Annotated in this window: 14 protein-coding genes; 7 read left to right on the forward strand and 7 right to left on the reverse strand. The window is 68.1% G+C overall.

Annotated elements, in window-relative coordinates; genetic code table 11:
* Positions 1 to 332: 332 nt before the first annotated feature.
* A complete protein-coding gene (locus tag TX88_RS25330) occupies positions 333 to 899 on the reverse strand; it encodes a TetR/AcrR family transcriptional regulator (RefSeq protein WP_044520726.1) in 567 nt (188 codons plus the stop codon).
* A gap of 93 nt (positions 900 to 992) precedes the next feature.
* Between TX88_RS25330 and TX88_RS25335 the strand changes: the two genes are divergently transcribed.
* The gene (locus TX88_RS25335; RefSeq protein WP_044520729.1) at positions 993 to 2,060 is read left to right on the forward strand and encodes a saccharopine dehydrogenase NADP-binding domain-containing protein; all 1,068 of its coding nucleotides are present in this window, start codon (positions 993 to 995) and stop codon (positions 2,058 to 2,060) included.
* Complete coding sequence (locus tag TX88_RS25340; protein ID WP_044520730.1) at positions 2,060 to 2,974, forward strand: alpha/beta hydrolase; 915 nt, start codon at positions 2,060 to 2,062, stop codon at positions 2,972 to 2,974. The genes TX88_RS25335 and TX88_RS25340 overlap by 1 nt, the downstream gene beginning before the upstream one ends.
* A 14-nt stretch (positions 2,975 to 2,988) precedes the next feature.
* Here the strand turns inward: TX88_RS25340 and TX88_RS25345 are convergent, their stop codons facing one another.
* From TX88_RS25345 to TX88_RS25360, 4 genes are all read right to left on the reverse strand, one after another.
* Positions 2,989 to 3,747, reverse strand: a complete 759-nt coding sequence (locus TX88_RS25345) for a cysteine hydrolase family protein (protein ID WP_044520732.1) — start codon at positions 3,745 to 3,747, stop codon at positions 2,989 to 2,991.
* Between the two features lie 64 nt (positions 3,748 to 3,811).
* Positions 3,812 to 5,332 carry a DUF4153 domain-containing protein gene (locus tag TX88_RS25350; RefSeq protein ID WP_044520734.1) on the reverse strand — a complete coding sequence of 507 codons (1,521 nt, stop codon included), beginning with the start codon at positions 5,330 to 5,332 and terminating at the stop codon, positions 3,812 to 3,814.
* Positions 5,329 to 6,342 carry a HAMP domain-containing sensor histidine kinase gene (locus TX88_RS25355; protein ID WP_044521966.1) on the reverse strand — a complete coding sequence of 338 codons (1,014 nt, stop codon included), beginning with the start codon at positions 6,340 to 6,342 and terminating at the stop codon, positions 5,329 to 5,331. The genes TX88_RS25350 and TX88_RS25355 overlap by 4 nt, the downstream gene beginning before the upstream one ends.
* Before the next feature lie 14 nt (positions 6,343 to 6,356).
* Positions 6,357 to 7,022 (reverse strand): response regulator transcription factor, encoded by a 666-nt coding sequence (locus tag TX88_RS25360; protein WP_044520736.1) that lies wholly within the window; start codon positions 7,020 to 7,022, stop codon positions 6,357 to 6,359.
* A 144-nt stretch (positions 7,023 to 7,166) separates the two neighbouring features.
* Between TX88_RS25360 and TX88_RS25365 the strand changes: the two genes are divergently transcribed.
* From TX88_RS25365 to TX88_RS25385, 5 genes are read left to right on the forward strand one after another with little or no spacing between them, the layout of a single operon-like run.
* Positions 7,167 to 8,477: an SWIM zinc finger family protein gene (locus tag TX88_RS25365; RefSeq protein WP_044520738.1), complete on the forward strand. Its 1,311-nt coding sequence runs from the start codon at positions 7,167 to 7,169 to the stop codon at positions 8,475 to 8,477.
* On the forward strand, positions 8,474 to 9,937 hold the full coding sequence (locus TX88_RS25370; RefSeq protein WP_044520742.1) for a DUF5691 domain-containing protein: 1,464 nt from the start codon (positions 8,474 to 8,476) through the stop codon (positions 9,935 to 9,937). Before TX88_RS25365 ends, TX88_RS25370 begins: the two co-directional genes overlap by 4 nt.
* Positions 9,930 to 11,021 (forward strand): ATP-binding protein, encoded by a 1,092-nt coding sequence (locus tag TX88_RS25375; RefSeq protein WP_044520744.1) that lies wholly within the window; start codon positions 9,930 to 9,932, stop codon positions 11,019 to 11,021. The genes TX88_RS25370 and TX88_RS25375 overlap by 8 nt, the downstream gene beginning before the upstream one ends.
* Positions 11,018 to 13,198 (forward strand): DUF5682 family protein, encoded by a 2,181-nt coding sequence (locus tag TX88_RS25380; RefSeq protein WP_244438618.1) that lies wholly within the window; start codon positions 11,018 to 11,020, stop codon positions 13,196 to 13,198. Before TX88_RS25375 ends, TX88_RS25380 begins: the two co-directional genes overlap by 4 nt.
* The gene (locus TX88_RS25385; RefSeq protein WP_044520746.1) at positions 13,191 to 14,345 is read left to right on the forward strand and encodes a VWA domain-containing protein; all 1,155 of its coding nucleotides are present in this window, start codon (positions 13,191 to 13,193) and stop codon (positions 14,343 to 14,345) included. Before TX88_RS25380 ends, TX88_RS25385 begins: the two co-directional genes overlap by 8 nt.
* Here TX88_RS25385 and ipdF read toward each other — a convergent pair.
* Positions 14,342 to 15,130 carry a (5R,7aS)-5-hydroxy-7a-methyl-1-oxo-2,3,5,6,7,7a-hexahydro-1H-indene-carboxyl-CoA reductase gene (gene ipdF, locus TX88_RS25390; protein ID WP_110918154.1) on the reverse strand — a complete coding sequence of 263 codons (789 nt, stop codon included), beginning with the start codon at positions 15,128 to 15,130 and terminating at the stop codon, positions 14,342 to 14,344. The genes TX88_RS25385 and ipdF overlap by 4 nt on opposite strands.
* Positions 15,130 to 16,278 carry an acyl-CoA dehydrogenase IpdE1 gene (gene ipdE1, locus TX88_RS25395; RefSeq protein ID WP_044520748.1) on the reverse strand — a complete coding sequence of 383 codons (1,149 nt, stop codon included), beginning with the start codon at positions 16,276 to 16,278 and terminating at the stop codon, positions 15,130 to 15,132. Before ipdE1 ends, ipdF begins: the two co-directional genes overlap by 1 nt.
* Positions 16,279 to 16,319: the final 41 nt, after the last annotated feature.

The raw sequence follows: 16,319 nt of genomic DNA on the forward strand, positions 1-16,319 counted from the left end.
GGGGCGGCGGCGCGGCGTTGGCCACCCCACCGAATCCCAGTGCGGCCAGTGACATTCCACCGACGATTGCGACTCCGCCGAGCAGGCGGCGCGGATGCGACTTCATTCTCATTCCTTTCCGTGCGCGGATGTTGATTGACATCTCGTGCACCGCAGCAACTTTGGTGCACGACGATCTCTTCACCGCAACGGAAACATTACAGTCAGCACACTATGGAAGCCCTGTGCGCGACTTATGCCTGGAATTGGAATCTGTTGTTCTGCAGTAGATTACATCAGCTGCCAGCTGGATGATAGCCATGACATAGGGCGTTGACAGCTAATTCTTATCTTCAGCAACCGGCCGGCCGCGGAGCACCGAAACCGCACGCCGTCAGCGCGGCCTCGATGGTGGCGTTCACGAGGGCGTCGTCGATCGGCCCGATGGCCGGTAGCACTGCGCGAAGGACCAGCGGACCGGTCAAGAGGTCGGAGATGACCTCCGGGTGCGATGGCGGCGGAATCTCGCCGCGATCGGCGGCGCGGGTGAGCATCGCAGCCACCGAGCGGCGACGCGGCTCCATGAAGCGTTCATAGAACGCCTCACCGAGTGCGGCGTCGTCTCGCATATCCCCCAGCGCGCCGGCCAGTGCGGCCTGAACCATCGGGTCGACGAAGAAGTCACGCTGGAGCTCCTGTACCAGCCGCAGATCTTCGCGGAGATTGCCGCTGTCCGGGGCAGGATCGATCCCGAAACGGCTGATCAGCAGCGCTATGACGAGCTCTCCCGGGGTCCTTGCCCGACGGTAGATCGCCGCACGGGTCGTGCCGGCCAGCTTGGCCACCCGATCGATGTTCACCGCCGAGTAGCCATGCGAAAGCAACACCGCCTCAGTCGCATCCGCGATGGCGGTGTCCAAGGCAGTGTCGCGGGGGCGACCTCGAATCCCTGACATGTGCTCACTGGAAACATAGCGTTGACCGATTTACGACACACAATGTACCGTAAAAATATGGAGACAATCTGGGTACTCGGCGCGACCGGCAAGGGTGGTCGGGCAATCGCCGCCGAACTGATCGGCACCAGGGCCGATGTGGTGCTCGTGGGACGTGACCGCGACCGGCTGGCCACCGCGGCCGCGTCACTCGGAGGCCGGAACCGCACAGTCCTGACGCCCGGGCCGTCGGAATTGACCACCCTGATCGCAGCCGAAAAGCCGACGGTCGTCGTGAACACCATCGGCCCGTTCGGCGAGACGACCGCGCCGCTGGCGCGAGCATGCGTGACAGCGGGCAGCCACTACGTGGACCTGGCCAACGAGCTACCACCGGTGCAGGCGGTGCTGGACATGGATGCCGACGCGCGAAGCGCGGGGGTCACGCTGGTCACCGGAGCAGGCTTCGGAGTGCTCGCCACCGAGTCCCTCGTGATCGAGTTGGCCGACGGGCGGCCCCCGGCATCCCGCGCAACCGTCGCCGCAATGCCCGTCGTCGACGGGTTGGGCTCAGCCGTGCTGTCGAGTGTGATCGATGCAGTCGCCTATGGCGGCCGCCGCTACCGCGACGGGCGGCTGCTGCGGACGCGCCTGGGTGCCGAGCACGCATGGATTCCGTTGCCGGACCTGCCCGCAATCCAGGCCCTCGCGGTCCCTACCGGTGAACTGGAAGCGGCTCACCGCGCTTCGGGCGCCGGTGACGTGGTGGCCCTGTCCAGCGAAGTGCCCAGCGGGCGACTGGCACGCGCGGCCCTACCGGTGATGTCGGCGCTGCTGGCCGTACGGCCGATCCGGGCCGGGGTACAGCGCCTGGTCGATCGGGCACGGTTGACTCCGCCAGCGACATCCGGCGACACCTCCTGGGCGTATGCCCGACTGGAGTGGCCCGACGGAACACATCGCGAGGCATGGCTGCGGACCGGGGAGGGCTACGGCTTCACCGCCAAGGTCGCCGCCCTCACCGTCGCCCGGTTGAGCGACGGCGAGGGTCGTCCCGGAGCCTTCACCCCGGGGGCACTATTCGGTGCCGACTTGGCGCGCGACGCGGGAGCACAGATCATCGCGCCGGGCACGGTGACATCGTGATGACAGGCGAGGCCATCGTCCGCCGCGAGATTCGCATCCCGGCAGGCTGCGACGACCAGCTTGATGCCTGGGTGTACATGCCCGACCGGCCAGGGCCGGTTCCGGTTGTGGTGATGGCGCACGGCATCGGAGGTATCAAGGCCGGCGGATTGGCACCGTTCGCAGAAAGATTCGCGCGCAATGGATTCGCAGCCGTCGTGTTCGACTACCGCCATTGGGGCGAATCCACCGGTCGGCCAAGGCAATTCCTCTCCATCCGTCGCCAGCTCGAGGACTACCGCAGCGCGCTGACCTGGGCACGCACGCGGGACGAATTCGACGCTTCGCGAGTGTTCGTGTGGGGAACCTCATTTGCCGGCATGCACATCGTCGAGTTGGCCGCGAGCGAACCCGGCCTGGCCGGCGCCATTGCCCAATGCCCACTGGTGGACGGCCTCGCCGGGCTGACCAACATCCCGGTGGCCCGAGGGCTGCGCCTGACCGCACACGCGCTGGCCGACCTGGCCGGATCCGTATTCGGCCGGCCCCCGCGATATCTGCCGATCAGCGTCCCGCCGGGACAGCTCGGAGTGATCGCAACCGACGATGCGATGGTCGGCATGGCCCGACTCGATCCCGGCGACGGCTCCTGGTCCAACGAGATCACCGCCCGGTCACTACTGGACGTGACGCTGCACCGACCGGTCAAACACGCCCGGAACGCCCGCTGTCCGCTGCTCATGGTCGTGGCCGAGCACGACACCATGGCTCCCACCGGACCGGCACTGTCCGCCGCGACGAACGCACCCCTGGGCGAGCTGTACCGCAGCCGCGGCGGGCACTACGACGTCTACGCCGGCGGGCTGGATCACGAGAACGTACTGCGCGTCGAGACATCCTTCCTGCAACGGCACTCCGAGATGCCCACTCGCTGACGTGTCATCCAGGCTCAGCGGCCGACCCAATCCACGAACTGGTCCGAGGTGATCACCGGCGCGAAGAAGTTGTTGATCCGTTCGAAGGCCGCACGCTCCTGGTCGGGATGAGCCGCACCGGTCGCATCGCCGATCACGATGGGCAGCAGACCATGGTCACGGGCCGCCCGGGCGTTGCCCTCTACGCACCAGTCGAGATGGATCCCGGTGAGGACCAACACCTCCACTCGTTGCCGGCTCAACGCACCGGGCAGGTCCGTTCCGACGAAGGCCGTCTGCAGCGCCTTCTCGTACAACTCGTTGTCGCCGGGCTCCACCAACTCGCGGAGTTCACCCACCAGTTCGTTGTCCCAGGCGATCTGCTCGGGGGTGGCATCGATATGACCGGTCCACCCGTCGTACTGCACCTTGTCGAAATCCGTCTTCGGGTAGTCGTCGCGGAACACCGAGAACCCGATCCAGTTGAACGAGAAGAAGTTCGCCGCCGAGCGTGCGGCTTTCGCCACCCTGACGGTCGCCTCAAGACTGCCGCGGTACGCGTGCCCTTCGGCGTATTGAACCCCACCCGGCTCGTACAGCGAGTTGGATTGGCTGATCGAGAGAAACGCGGCGGGCCTGGAGAGGATCTCGCGGAAGTCGAGCCCCTCCCACTGCTTGGCCAGCGGCGGGATCGCGGCACGGTTGTCGACCGGATAGCCGAGCGCCTGCGGATCGAGCGCGATCGGATCCAGCGGGGTGGTTCGAGATGATCCGTTGACGGCGAGTGCGCTCATGCGGGATACCTTCGACGGGCTCCGGCGCGGTTGACAGTCTTTGAATCTGCGCGATTCTGGCGACCTACCGGTAGTCGTACGACCAGTACGCCGAGCAGTACTCCGGAAGATCGGTCACCACCGGACGGTCGGCTCGCGACCGCGAGAGGTTGAACAAGTACCAGGGGTCATTGTTCGAGCCATCGGATCGCACGCAGGCGCGGATGTGCTCGGGCAACCGGTGCAGCGCCGGGTCGATGTCCGACGACAGCCGGGACAGGTATTCGGCGTCGAGTTGACCGTTCTGCTGGAACCGGTCGATGTTCCGGTCGGCGACGAGCCGCTCGGGATTGAGCGCCGCCAACCCCAGCAGCGCCACCACACCGGCGACCAGCACCGCATGCGGCAGCCACCGGCCCGACATCCGCACCCCCGTCCCGGCGACGAGCAGAAAGACCACGCCCAGCCACAGTTCGATCGTCACCACCATCAGCCGATCAGTGCTGAAACCGTATGCCTGCTGGTACAGCCACATCCGGTGGATGGCCGAGATCACCACGACAACCGATGTGGCGCAAAGTATTCCGATAAGAACCCGCAACAGACGGCGGTCGGCCGCGTCGGCCCGGCCTGCCACCCTGATCACCACGCCGAGCACCAGCAGGGTCAGCGCCGAGACCCACAGCAGCTGCCAGAAGCCTTGCCGGGCGTATTCGGCGTAGGTCAGCCCTTCGGTCTCCAGCACATGGGTGTGACCGCCGAACAGCACCGCGGCCTGCACCACCACGAACGCCAGGAACAGCACGTCGAGCACACTCAGCGGCAGCGCCCACTCCCAGCGCGGCACCGCCTTCATCGGCGGGGGCGCCAGGGCATCGAGCCGCGGTGGGAATCGGGTCAGGTAGGCACCGCCGAGGACGAAGGATGCCACAACCCCGAAAACCACAACCCGCGCGAAGGCGTCGACGCCGTCGAAGGTCGGTACCAGGTTGCCGACCAGATGCGCGAAAGCCGCGTCCGCCGAAGCGAACAACGCACCGAACACGAACGCCAGCAGCACGGTGAGACCGATGACGGCGGCGGCGCGGCCCGGGTTGGCGACACCCACCCGGCTCGGCAATCCACGTCGCACCCACCCTCTGACCCGGGCCGGCAGGGCCCACGCCAGAAACGGCGCGCTGAACACCGCGGTCCAGGTACGCCCGCCGAAAAGCGTGCACCAGCCGACGATCCAGGCCGCCATGATGCACAGCACACCCAGCCAGTCGGCCGCCAGCAGCGCGGGTACCGCCAACAACGCCACGGTCAACGTCATACCGGCCCACTCCGTGCGGGTCGGTCGACGCTCGGCAGTGCCGAACACCACGCCGAAAACCATGATCCCGACCACGAGGTAGCCGATGCTGAGCACGGACGGCCGCCACACCGCCGTCCCCACCAGGCCTGCGGCCACGGCGAGGATCAGCAGTCGGCGGGGCGCCGACGACAGCGGGGCGATCGGCCATACCCGCCGTGGCCACACCGTCCACCCGGGCTCGCCGGAGCTCGGCAGCGCCGGACCGATCAGTGGCGGTATCACCGGCTGTCCCGGAACCAGTGTCGTCATGACTGCTCCTCCCCATTCGCCGGGATGTGGACCTTGATTCGGCATCCCGCCCCGGTATCCATCACTTCGATCACCCCGCCGTGCAATTCGACGGCCCACCGCGCGATCGCCAGCCCCAGGCCCGTGCCACCGTCAGAGGTCGCACCGCGGGTGAACCGCTGGAAGACGCGCTCACGCTCGGCGGCCGCGATACCCGGGCCCTGATCCGCCACCTCGAGCCGCAGGCCCGACACCTGACGTGTCGCCAGCACCATCACGCGGCCACCGGCTGGACTGTGCCGAATTGCGTTGTCCACCAGGTTGACCACCACCTGCCGTAGCCGTGCCGGGTCGGCGACAGCCTTCAAGTCGGGCGGTGACACCCGGATGACGACCGGAATGCCGCTCGCCGACACAGAGACGTGTTCGACGGCCTCGCGCAGAAACTCGCCGACGTCGAACCGACTGATCTGCAACGGAATCGCCCCGCCCTCGATACGGGACAGGTCGAGCAGGTTGCTCACCAGCTCACCGAGGCGCTCGGTCTGAGACAGCGCGATCCGCATGGTCTGAGCGTCGGGCTCGACCACCCCGTCCACCACGTTCTCCAGCACCGCCTGTAGAGCCGTGATGGGCGTGCGCAATTCGTGGGACACATTGCCGATCAGGCCGCGCCGGTACTCGTCGGCAGCCTCGAGATCGGCCGCCATCTGATTGAATGCGGCTGCCAATTGACCGATTTCGTCTCGGGAGGTCGCGCGCACCCGGATGCTGTAGTCGCCGCGGGCCATCACCCGTGCTGCCGCCGTCATCTGCCGCAGCGGCGAGGTCATCCCGTGCGCCAGGAACTGCGTCAAGATCAACGAAGTGGCCAGCGCGGCAAGCAACGCGTACCGGAACTGCCAGCTGGCGCCGACCCAGAAGGTGAACGAGGCCAGCAGGATCGCCCCGCCCACCAGCAGGCCGGTCTTGACCTTGAACGATGCGAACGGATCCAGCGGTCGAGGCAGCCGGTCCCACAGTGCGGTCACCCGGTCGGCGAGGCTCATCGCGGGACCTCCAGGGCGTAGCCCACGCCGTGCACCGTCCGGATCAGCTCAGATCCGAGCTTGCGGCGCAGCGCCTTGACGTGGCTGTCCACCGTGCGGGTCTCCACTCCGGCCGCCCAACCCCACACGTGCTCCAGCAGGGTCTCGCGGGCCACCGCAGCCCTGGGCCGGCCGGCCAGGAACACGAGAAGATCGAATTCAGTTCGGGTGAGGTGGATCTCCCGGTCGCCCTCATGGACCCGACGCTCGCTCAGGTCGATGCGATAGTCGCCCACCGACAGCGGCTGGTCACCGTTCGCCCGGTCCACCCGGCGCAACAGCACCCGCACCCGGGCCACCAGTTCGCGCATGCTGAACGGCTTGGTCAGGTAGTCGTCGGCACCGACACCGAGGCCGATGAGCATGTCGGTCTCGTCGGTGCGGGCAGTCAGCATCAGCACCGGCACGGGAAGCTGCGCCTGAATACGCCGGCACACCTCCAGACCGTCGAAGCCGGGCAGCATCACGTCGAGGACCACAAGGTCGGGCGACGTTGCCAGCGCGGCTTCCACCGCCGACGGCCCGTCAACCGCCGTCTCCACCTCGAACGCCTCGGCACGCAGCCGGGTCGCCACCGCGGCCAGGATGGTCGGCTCGTCGTCGACCACCAGGATTCGCTTCACGAACCCGACTCTAGGTGCAGGTTGTGGTGGTCACGGGCAGTGTTTGTGAAGATCCTGTGGAGACCGTCACGAATTTGCTGTGGCCCGGTGTCGGGCGTTCTGGTTAGGCTGGCCGGGGTCAGTACGCATCTGGAGGGGCGGCGGTTGGATCAGCAAACGGTGTGGTCCACCGACGAGGTACGGCAGTTTGCCGGGAAGGCGTACGCAGCGGGCCAGAAACTCGCGGGCGCCGCCGGTTGGTCCGGCACCGGTGCCACCCAGACCTTGGTGTGGGGAGACTTCCAGGGCAGCGGGCGTACCCCGTATCGCGTGCAGGTCAACCTGGTGGGCCCGACGTACAAATGCTCGTGCCCGTCGCGGCAGTTTCCCTGCAAACACGTGGTCGGCCTGGTACTGCGCTGGTGTGGCGGCAGCGTCGACGTCTCCTCGGAGGCTCCGGCGGGCGTCGTCGCGGCGCCCGCAGCTCCCGCCGCCCCGAAAGCGCCACGCGAGGTCAGTGAAAAGGCCATCGCGGCGCGGGAGCACAGCGTCAGCGAGGGCCTGGAGCAGCTCCAGCGATGGATCGACGATCAGGTCCGCAACGGCATCGCCGGCATCAGCGCCGATCCGTACGCCGGCTGGAGTGAGCCGATCGCCAAACGCATGGTCGACGCGAAGGCTCCCGGCCTGGCGCGCTGGTTGCGCAGCCTGCCCGGCCATCTCACCCACGACGAGTGGCCGCGGCTGATCATCGAGGATCTCGGACTCATCCGGCTGCTGATCGACGCCTACCGCACCATCGACGCACTGTCCGTGGAGTCCGCCGCCGCGGTTCGCCGTCACATCGGATTCACGGTGCCGCGGGCCGAGGTGCTGGCCGCCGACCCGGTCAACGACACCTGGCAGGTACTCGGTTACGCCGAGACCTTGGAGGACCGGTACACCACGCGGCGAATGTGGTTGAGCGGCACAGCCACCGGGCTACTGGTCAACGTGCAGTCCACCGCGCCGAGCGGGGCCAGCTTCGACAACCGGCTCACCCCCGGACGGGAGTTCACCGGCAGCGTCTACCCATATCCCGGCGGCCCGTCGAGCTTCCGAGTCGCAATCCCCGATGGCGACGTGCCGACCGACCCCATCGGGCAACTCGTGGTCGCCGGCACCGGGATCGACTCGGCGCTGGCCGGGCGGGCCCGCGCTCTCACGGTCGACCCGTGGTTGCTCCGGTACCCCGCCATCGTCGCCGCCCGGCCCGTAGAACTCAGCAGGCCCAAACGCCGCTACCTGGTCGATGCCTCGGACAACGCCCTACCGGCGATCTGCGACGACGCCCGCTGGGCACGACTGCAGGCCGGAAGCGGCGGACGATTACTGCCGCTGCTGACCGAGATCACCACGGACGGGATCGATCCGCTGTCGATGTTGAGCGACGCGCCGCCATCCCGTCTGGCCGGACCGGCGGTGACGGCACTGTGAGCGACTACCAGCGGATGATCTCCTCCGCCACGGTCGGATTCGGTGCGAAACCCTTACCCGACAGCACATTCGATGTTCCGGTCGACGGCAGCGTCGCGGCGGTGCACGACGCCGGCGACCCGGTCGGGTCGGTGCTGCGGGTGGCCGGCCTCTACGCAGTCGCCCGGCGGGCCGGGCAGTTGCCGACGTCAGTCGAGACGGGCTCCGATCCGGCACCACCGGAAACCCGGCCGCTGATCACCGCTACGCACGCCTTCCTCGTCGAACGGGCGCTCACGCTCCGGCCCATCCTCGACGGCGTCCTGGCCGACATTGCGGCGGCGGGCCTCCGCCTCCCGCCGCGGCTCATCCCCGAGCTGTTGCGGATCCAGCAGAGCGGCGTTGTGACACAGCAACTCTGGGCGGCGATCGGCAACGGTGGCCAGTGGTATGCGGTCGAACACTACGGCCGCGGACATCGCGCGCTGCGCGACGTTCTACGGACCCGGCCCACCGAGTGGCCCAAGGAAACCGACTACACCCACGGCGATATCGCCAAACGCCTCGACTGGCTCGCCACCGCGCGCAGCCTCGACCCGGACCGGGCCCGCGACCTCGTGGCGCAGCACTGGGCAGCCGAGGACGCCGAGTCCCGGGCCGCGCTGTTGGCCGCGTTCGCGTCACCCGAACACGACTCCGACGAGCCCTTCCTGGAAGCCGCGCTCGACGACCGGGCCGTCACCGTGCGCAGTGCCGCCATCGCCGTGCTGGGTGACCGTTCGCGCAGCCGCTACCTGGACCGCATGAAAGACCGCGCCGCCCATATCTTCTCGGTGAAGAAGTCGTTACTCGGGGTGAAAGCCACCGTGCATCCACTGCCGGCGCCCGACGCGGCGGCGATTCGGGACGGGCTGAGCACCACCAAACCCGAAGCCGTCGTCGCACGCACGCCGATCGCGTTCTGGAGCGAGGTCTTCAGCGCGGTGGCACCGGAGAAGGTCGCCCGTGCGCTGTCCGACACCGATCAGGCCGTGCTGGCGGCGCTGACCCTCAGCGCACTGCGCGGCAACGATCCCACCTGGGCCGTGCCGCTGTTGCAGCGTTGCCTGCCCGCCGATTACGCCACCTGTTACGACCCGTCCACCGCGCATCCGGCCATCTCCGCCGAGATGATCCGCGCGCTCACCAACATCGCGGAGACCGCACCGCTGGTGCGCGTCGCCGCGGGCCTGCCGCGGCCGTTCGCCCCCGACGTCGCCGCGGCGCTGTTCGGATCCCTGGCCGGGGCCGGGTGGGGCACGGCACGCCAACGCCGCGAGGCCGCTGCACATCTGGCGGCCGGGTATCCGCTGGACTGGCTGCGGCGCATCGCGACTCTCGTCGACCACACCGCAGACGAGGAACTGCACAAGTTCTACGCCACCGTTTTCGAGCTGCTCACCCTGCGATCCGACATTGCAAAGGAACTCTCCCATGACTGAAGCGACCCTGCTGCGTCCGCATGCCGAGCAGCTGTTCGCCGCGGAGCTCGCGGCCCTGCGCACTGCTGATGCCTTGCCCGCGCCGCCGAACTGGTTGATGTCGCCGCACGCCGTCGTTCGCTATCTGCTCGGCGGGGAAACCGTTGAGGGAGTGGAGATCACCCCGAAGTACATCGGACCCCGGCGGATCATCGAGGTGGCCGTGGCGACTCTGGCCACCGACCGGGCGCTGCTGCTGCTCGGCGTGCCCGGTACCGCCAAGACCTGGGTGTCGGAACACCTGGCCGCGGCAGTGACCGGGGATTCGACGCTGCTGGTGCAGGGCACCGCGGGCACCGTCGAGGAAGCCGTGCGTTACGGCTGGAACTACGCCCGGCTGATCGCCGAGGGCCCGTCACAGCAGGCCCTGGTCCCGTCACCGATCATGACCGCGATGCGCGACGGCAAGATCGCCCGCCTCGAAGAGCTGACCCGTATCCCGTCGGAGGTACAGGACGCGCTCATCACCGTGCTGTCCGAAAAGACCTTGCCCATACCCGAACTCGGTGGCGAGGTGCAGGCGACGCAGGGGTTCAACGTGATCGCGACGGCCAACGACCGCGACCGCGGCGTCAACGACCTGTCGTCGGCGTTGCGCCGCCGGTTCAACACCGTGGTCCTTCCGCTGCCCGCGAGCCTTGACGACGAAGTAGAGATCGTGACGCGTCGGGTGGCCGACATCAGCGGGTCGCTGCAGCTGCCCGAGGTCCCGACCTCGGCCGAGGAGATCCGCCGGGTCGTCACGGTTTTCCGGGAACTGCGCTCGGGGCTGACCGCCGACGGCCGCAACAAGCTCAAGCAGCCGTCGGGCACCCTGTCCACCGCCGAGGCGATCTCGGTGGTCACCCAGGGCATCGCGATGTCGGCGCACTTCGGCGACGGAGTGCTCCGGCCGGCCGACACCGCAGCCGGCATCGTCGGTGCGGTCGTGAAGGATCCGGTCAACGACGCGGTGGTGTGGCTGGAATACCTCGAGGCAGTGGTACGTGAACGCGACGGCTGGGCCGACTTCTACCGGGCATCGCGGGACGTCCTGCACTCGTGACCACCCACGTCCTGGGTATCCGGCACCACGGTCCCGGATCTGCGCGTGCCGTGGTGTCCGAGCTGGACCGCATTCAGCCGGACATCGTCGTGATCGAAGGGCCGGCCGATGCGGACCGGCTCACCACCGACGTGGACGACGCCGACATGGTGCCACCGGTGGCGATCATGGCCTACGCGGTCGACGACCCCGCGGTGTCGGCGTTCTGGCCGTTCGGCGGCTTCTCCCCCGAGTGGCAGGCGCTGCTGTGGGCCGCCCGCCACCGGGTGCCGGTGCGATTCTGTGACCTGCCCGCCGCCACCGTGCTGGCTCAGCGTGATCAGCGGCATGCGGACGTATCGCGGGTTCGGGTCGACCCGATCGCGGCGCTCGCCGATGCCGCGGGCTACGACGATCCCGAACGCTGGTGGGATGATGTGGTCGAATCTCGCACGGACGGCAGCGGATTCGATGCGATCACCGAGGCCATGCGGACGGTCCGGGAGCTCGAACCCGACGAGGACGACCCGATCGAGCATCAGCGCGAGGCACACATGCGTCAGGTGATCCGCAAAGCCGTCAAGGAATTCTCGACGGTGGCCGTGATCTGCGGGGCCTGGCACGCACCGGCCCTGGCCGGGAAACTGCCCCCGGCAAGCGCCGATTCGGCCCTGCTACGCGGCCTGCCCAAGGTCAAGTCCGCGACGGTGTGGGTGCCGTGGACGCATTCGCGGCTGGCCGCGGCGTCGGGCTACGGCGCGGGTATCCGCTCGCCCGGCTGGTATCAGCATGCGTTCCTCGAGCGGGAACGCCCGGTGGAAACCTGGCTCACGCTGGCGGCCAGGGCATTACGCGACCACGACATCTTCGTCTCCTCGGCCCACGTCATCGAAGGAGTCCGGCTGGCCAACGCGCTGGCCGCGATGCGGGGCCGGGCCCATCCCGGTCTGAGTGAGGTCAACGAGGCCACCGAGGCCGTGCTGTGCGAGGGATCCGACACCCGGTTCGGGCTGATCGTGCGCGAGCTGGTGATCGGGGAACGGCTCGGCAGCATTCCCGAACATCTGCCGATGGTGCCGCTGCTCGCCGACATCACCAAGCAGCAGAAGTCATTGCGCCTGAAACCCGACGCGGGCGCCAAGCAGGTCACCCTCGACCTGCGCAAGCCGAACGACCTCGCGAAGTCCCACCTGCTGCACCGGCTCGCCGTGCTCGACATTCCGTGGGGCGAGCCTGAGCTGACCACCGGGCAGGGCACGTTCAAGGAAGCCTGGACCCTGCAGTGGCAACCCGAGTTCGCCGTGAAGGTCGTGGTGTCGTCGGTGTGGGGCAACACCGTGTACCGCGCCTGCAAGGCCAAACTGGCCGATACCGCCGAGAACGCAACGCATCTGGGACAGGTCACCGCGGCGATCGAGGCCGCTCTGCTCGGCGGAGTCGACGAAGCGGTTGCGCCGCTGCTGGCCATCCTGGAGAACAAGGCCGCGGTCGACCGGGACCTCACCGAGCTCATGGCGGCCCTGCCCGCGCTGGCCCGGTCATTGCGCTACGGCGATGTGCGCCGCACCGACGCGGGTGCGCTCGGGGTGGTGACCACGTCGCTGCTGCGCCGCGTCAACGTCGGCCTGCCCGCGACGCTGACCGGGCTCGGCCCGGACGCGGCCGCCGAGATGCTCGCGCACATCAACGCGGTCACCGACACCGTCGACCTGCTCGATGCCGACATCCGCGGGGAATGGCTGGCCACGATCGCGCGTCTGGCCGATCGCGACGATCTGCACGGCAGCCTGGTCGGCCGGTTCGTCCGCATCGGCGTCGACGGAGCGGTGTTCACCACCACCGAAGCGGCGCGACGCATGCGCCGCGCCTTGAGCATCGGCGCACCGGCCGACGAGAAGTCGGCCTGGATCGAGGGTTTTCTGTCCGGCAGCGGGCTGTTGCTGGTGCATGACACCGAACTGCTCTCCGTCATCGACGAATGGCTGACCGGTTTGACGGCAACGGAGTTCACCGACGTATTGCCGCTGGTGCGTAGGACCTTCAGCACCTTCGATGCCGGAATCAAACGCAACATCGGGCATGCGGTGGCCACGGCCGGCTCCGCTGTCCACACCGAATTCGCCATCGACGCCGAACGCGCCCGCCCCGCGGTGATCGCGGCGGCGGCCATCTTCGCACGAGGTATCGCCCATGACTGACGAGACCATGCCCGACGAACGGGACCGCCGGTGGCGGCTGGTGCTGGGTTCGGACGCGGAGTCACTGCCGAGCCTGCAAGGCGGTGACGTCGAGATGGACAAAGCGCTGTCGGCGCTCTATGACCGCAAAGGGGGACTCGGCGGTTCGGCTCCATCGGTGGCGCGTTGGCTGGGCGATATACGAAAGTACTTCCCCAGCACGGTGGTTCAGGTCATGCAGCAGGATGCCATCGAACGACTCAACCTGCGCATGCTGCTGCTCGAACCGGAAATGATGGACAGCGTCGTGCCGGACCTGTCGTTGGCCACCACGCTCATCACGCTGGGGCAGGCCATCCCCGACGAATCCAAGGCGTCGGCCCGGGCCCTGGTCCGCAAGGTCGTCGAGGACATCGAGCGGCGCATCGCCGACGGCACCCGGGCCACGCTGCGCGGTGCGCTGTCCCGCAATGCCCGCACCAGCCGTCCGCTGGCCTCCGACATCGACTGGAACCGCACCATCGCGCGCAACCTGAAGACGTTTCAGCCCGACCTGAAGACGATCATCCCCGAACGGCTGGTCGGGTTCCGCCGCGCCGGCCGATCGGTGACCAAGGACATCGTGCTGGCGATCGACCAGTCCGGGTCGATGGCCGAATCGATCGTGTACTCCGCGGTTTTCGGCGCGGTGATCGCATCGATGCGGTCGCTGCGCACGTCGCTCGTGGTGTTCGACACCGAAGTCGTCGACCTCACCGACCTGCTCGACGACCCCGTCGACGTGCTGTTCGGCACTCAACTCGGCGGCGGCACCGACATCAACCGGGCCATCGCGTACTGCCAGACCCTGATCACGCGCCCTGCCGACAGCATCTTCGTGCTGATCTCCGACCTCTACGAGGGCGGTGTCCGCGACGAGATGCTCGCCCGCGTCAGACAACTCGCCGACGCGGGCGTCCAGGTGGTGGTGCTGCTGGCGCTGTCCGATTCGGGCGCACCGTCGTTCGACCGCGAGATCGCCGCCGATCTGGCCGCCATGGAGATCCCGGCGTTCGCCTGCACGCCCGACGCGTTTCCCGAGCTGCTGGCACTGGCCATCAACAAGGGCGACATCCGTGGCTGGGCGGACCGGACCGGCCTCGCCCAGCGCGGGATGGACGCGACCTAGGCCCGCTGGCTGGAGACCGAGATGACCTCGCCGGTCAGGTAGCTCGAGTAGTCGCTGGCCAGGTAGGCGATGGTGGTCGCGATCTCCCACGGTTCGGCCGCACGGCCGAACGCCTCGTCCGAGGACAGCCGGTCCAGCAGGGCCGCATCGGCCGAGCGCTCCAGGAACTTGTGCCGCGCGATGCTCGGCGAGACCGCGTTGATCCGCACCCCGAACTCGACGGCTTCGATTGCGCTGCAACGGGTCAGTGCCATCACGCCGGCCTTGGCGGCGGCGTAGTGCGACTGCGAGTGCTGTGCGCGCCAGCCGAGAACGCTGGCGTTGTTGACGATCACGCCACCGTGCTCGACATCCCGGAAGTAGCGCAGGGCGGCACGGGTGGCCCGCATCACCGAGTTCAGGGTGACGTTCAGGACCCGGTCCCACTCGTCGTCGGTCATGTCGACCAGCGGGGTCTCCCCGCCCAGACCGGCGTTGTTGACCAAAACGTCGAGCCGGCCCATCTTTTCGACCGACCGGGCGATGAGTGCGTCCACCGCCTCGGTGGAGGTGACGTCGCAAACCACGGCCTCGACCCGGCCGAGGCCGAGCTCTGCCAGCTGATCGCGGGTCTCGTTCAGGCGTCGCTCGTGGTAGTCGGACACCACGACGTCGGCGCCCTCCAGCAGAGCGCGGCGCGCGGTGGACGAGCCGATACCGGTGCCGGCGGCGGCCGTCACCAGGACGACCTTGCCCTTCAGCAGGCCGTGGCCCTCAACCTCTTTGGGAGCTACCGACAAATCCATCAGCCCTTGGCCTCTCGGGGTAGGCCGAGCACCCGCTCGGCGATGATGTTGCGCTGGATCTCGTTGGACCCGCCGTAGATGGTGTCCGACCGCGAGAACAGGTAGAGCCGCTGCCACTCGTCGAATTCGCCCTCGGGCAGGGTCAGCCCGGCCGTGCCCTGCACGTCCATGGCGATCTCGCCGAGCTCGCGGTGCCAGTTGGCCCACAACAGCTTCGACACGTTGTCCTGCCCGGGCTGCTCGACATCCATGGTCGCCAGGGCGTAGGACCGCATGGCCTGCAGGCCGGTCCACGACTCGGTCAGCCGCCGGCGGATCAGCGGATCGTCGGCCGCGCCGCTGCGCTTGGCCAGCTCGACGAGGTTGGAGTGCTCGCGCGCGTAGCGGATCTGCTGGCCCAGCGTGGACACCCCACGCTCGAAGGTCAGCGTGCCCATGGCCACCCGCCAGCCGTCACCGGGCTGACCGACCACCAGCGAGGCGTCCGTACGGGCGTCGTCGAAGAACACCTCGTTGAACTCGGAGTCGCCGGTCAGCTGGATGATCGGGCGGATCTCGACGCCCGGCTGATCCAGCGGCACCAGCAGATAGGACAGGCCGGCGTGCCGCTTGGAGCCCTTCTCCGTGCGCGCCACGACGAAGCACCACTGCGCCCAGTGGGCCAGCGATGTCCACACCTTCTGACCGTTGATGACCCACTCGTCGCCGACCAGCTCGGCCGTAGTCGCCACATTCGCCAGGTCGCTGCCGGCGTTGGGCTCGGAGTAGCCCTGGCTCCACAGTTCGGTGACGTCGAGGATCTTGGGCAGGAACCGCTGCTGCTGCTCGGGGGTGCCGTACTCGATGAGCGTCGGCCCGAGCAGCTCCTCGCCCAGGTGGTTGACCTTGTCGGGCGCGTTGGCGCGGGCGTACTCCTCATAGAAGGCAACGCGATGCGCGACCGACAGCCCGCGGCCGCCGTGCTCCACCGGCCAGCCGAGGCAGGTCAATCCCGCCGCGGCCAGATGCTGATTCCACGCCCGCCGCTCTTCGAAGGCTTCGTGTTCACGCCCCGGTCCACCCAGGCCCTTGAGCGCTGCGAATTCGCCAACAAGATTGTCTGCGAGCCACTGCCGGACCTCGGCCCGGAACTCCTGGACCTCTATCACCCCTGTAGGCTAACCTACCAAGCACTTGCTTTGTTAAGGGA

The sequence above is a fragment of the Mycolicibacterium septicum DSM 44393 genome (assembly GCF_000455325.1).
GTDB lineage: Bacteria > Actinomycetota > Actinomycetes > Mycobacteriales > Mycobacteriaceae > Mycobacterium > Mycobacterium septicum.

Bases quoted from the DNA above. Each gene is read 5' to 3' on its own strand.
- TX88_RS25335 (WP_044520729.1), top strand. From the start codon at position 993: ATGGAGACAATCTGGGTACTCGGCGCGACCGGCAAGGGTGGTCGGGCA.
- TX88_RS25340 (WP_044520730.1), top strand. From the start codon at position 2,060: ATGACAGGCGAGGCCATCGTCCGCCGCGAGATTCGCATCCCGGCAGGC.
- TX88_RS25345 (WP_044520732.1), bottom strand. From the start codon at position 3,747: ATGAGCGCACTCGCCGTCAACGGATCATCTCGAACCACCCCGCTGGAT.
- TX88_RS25350 (WP_044520734.1), bottom strand. From the start codon at position 5,332: ATGACGACACTGGTTCCGGGACAGCCGGTGATACCGCCACTGATCGGT.
- TX88_RS25375 (WP_044520744.1), top strand. From the start codon at position 9,930: ATGACTGAAGCGACCCTGCTGCGTCCGCATGCCGAGCAGCTGTTCGCC.
- TX88_RS25385 (WP_044520746.1), top strand. From the start codon at position 13,191: ATGACTGACGAGACCATGCCCGACGAACGGGACCGCCGGTGGCGGCTG.
- ipdF (WP_110918154.1), bottom strand. From the start codon at position 15,130: ATGGATTTGTCGGTAGCTCCCAAAGAGGTTGAGGGCCACGGCCTGCTG.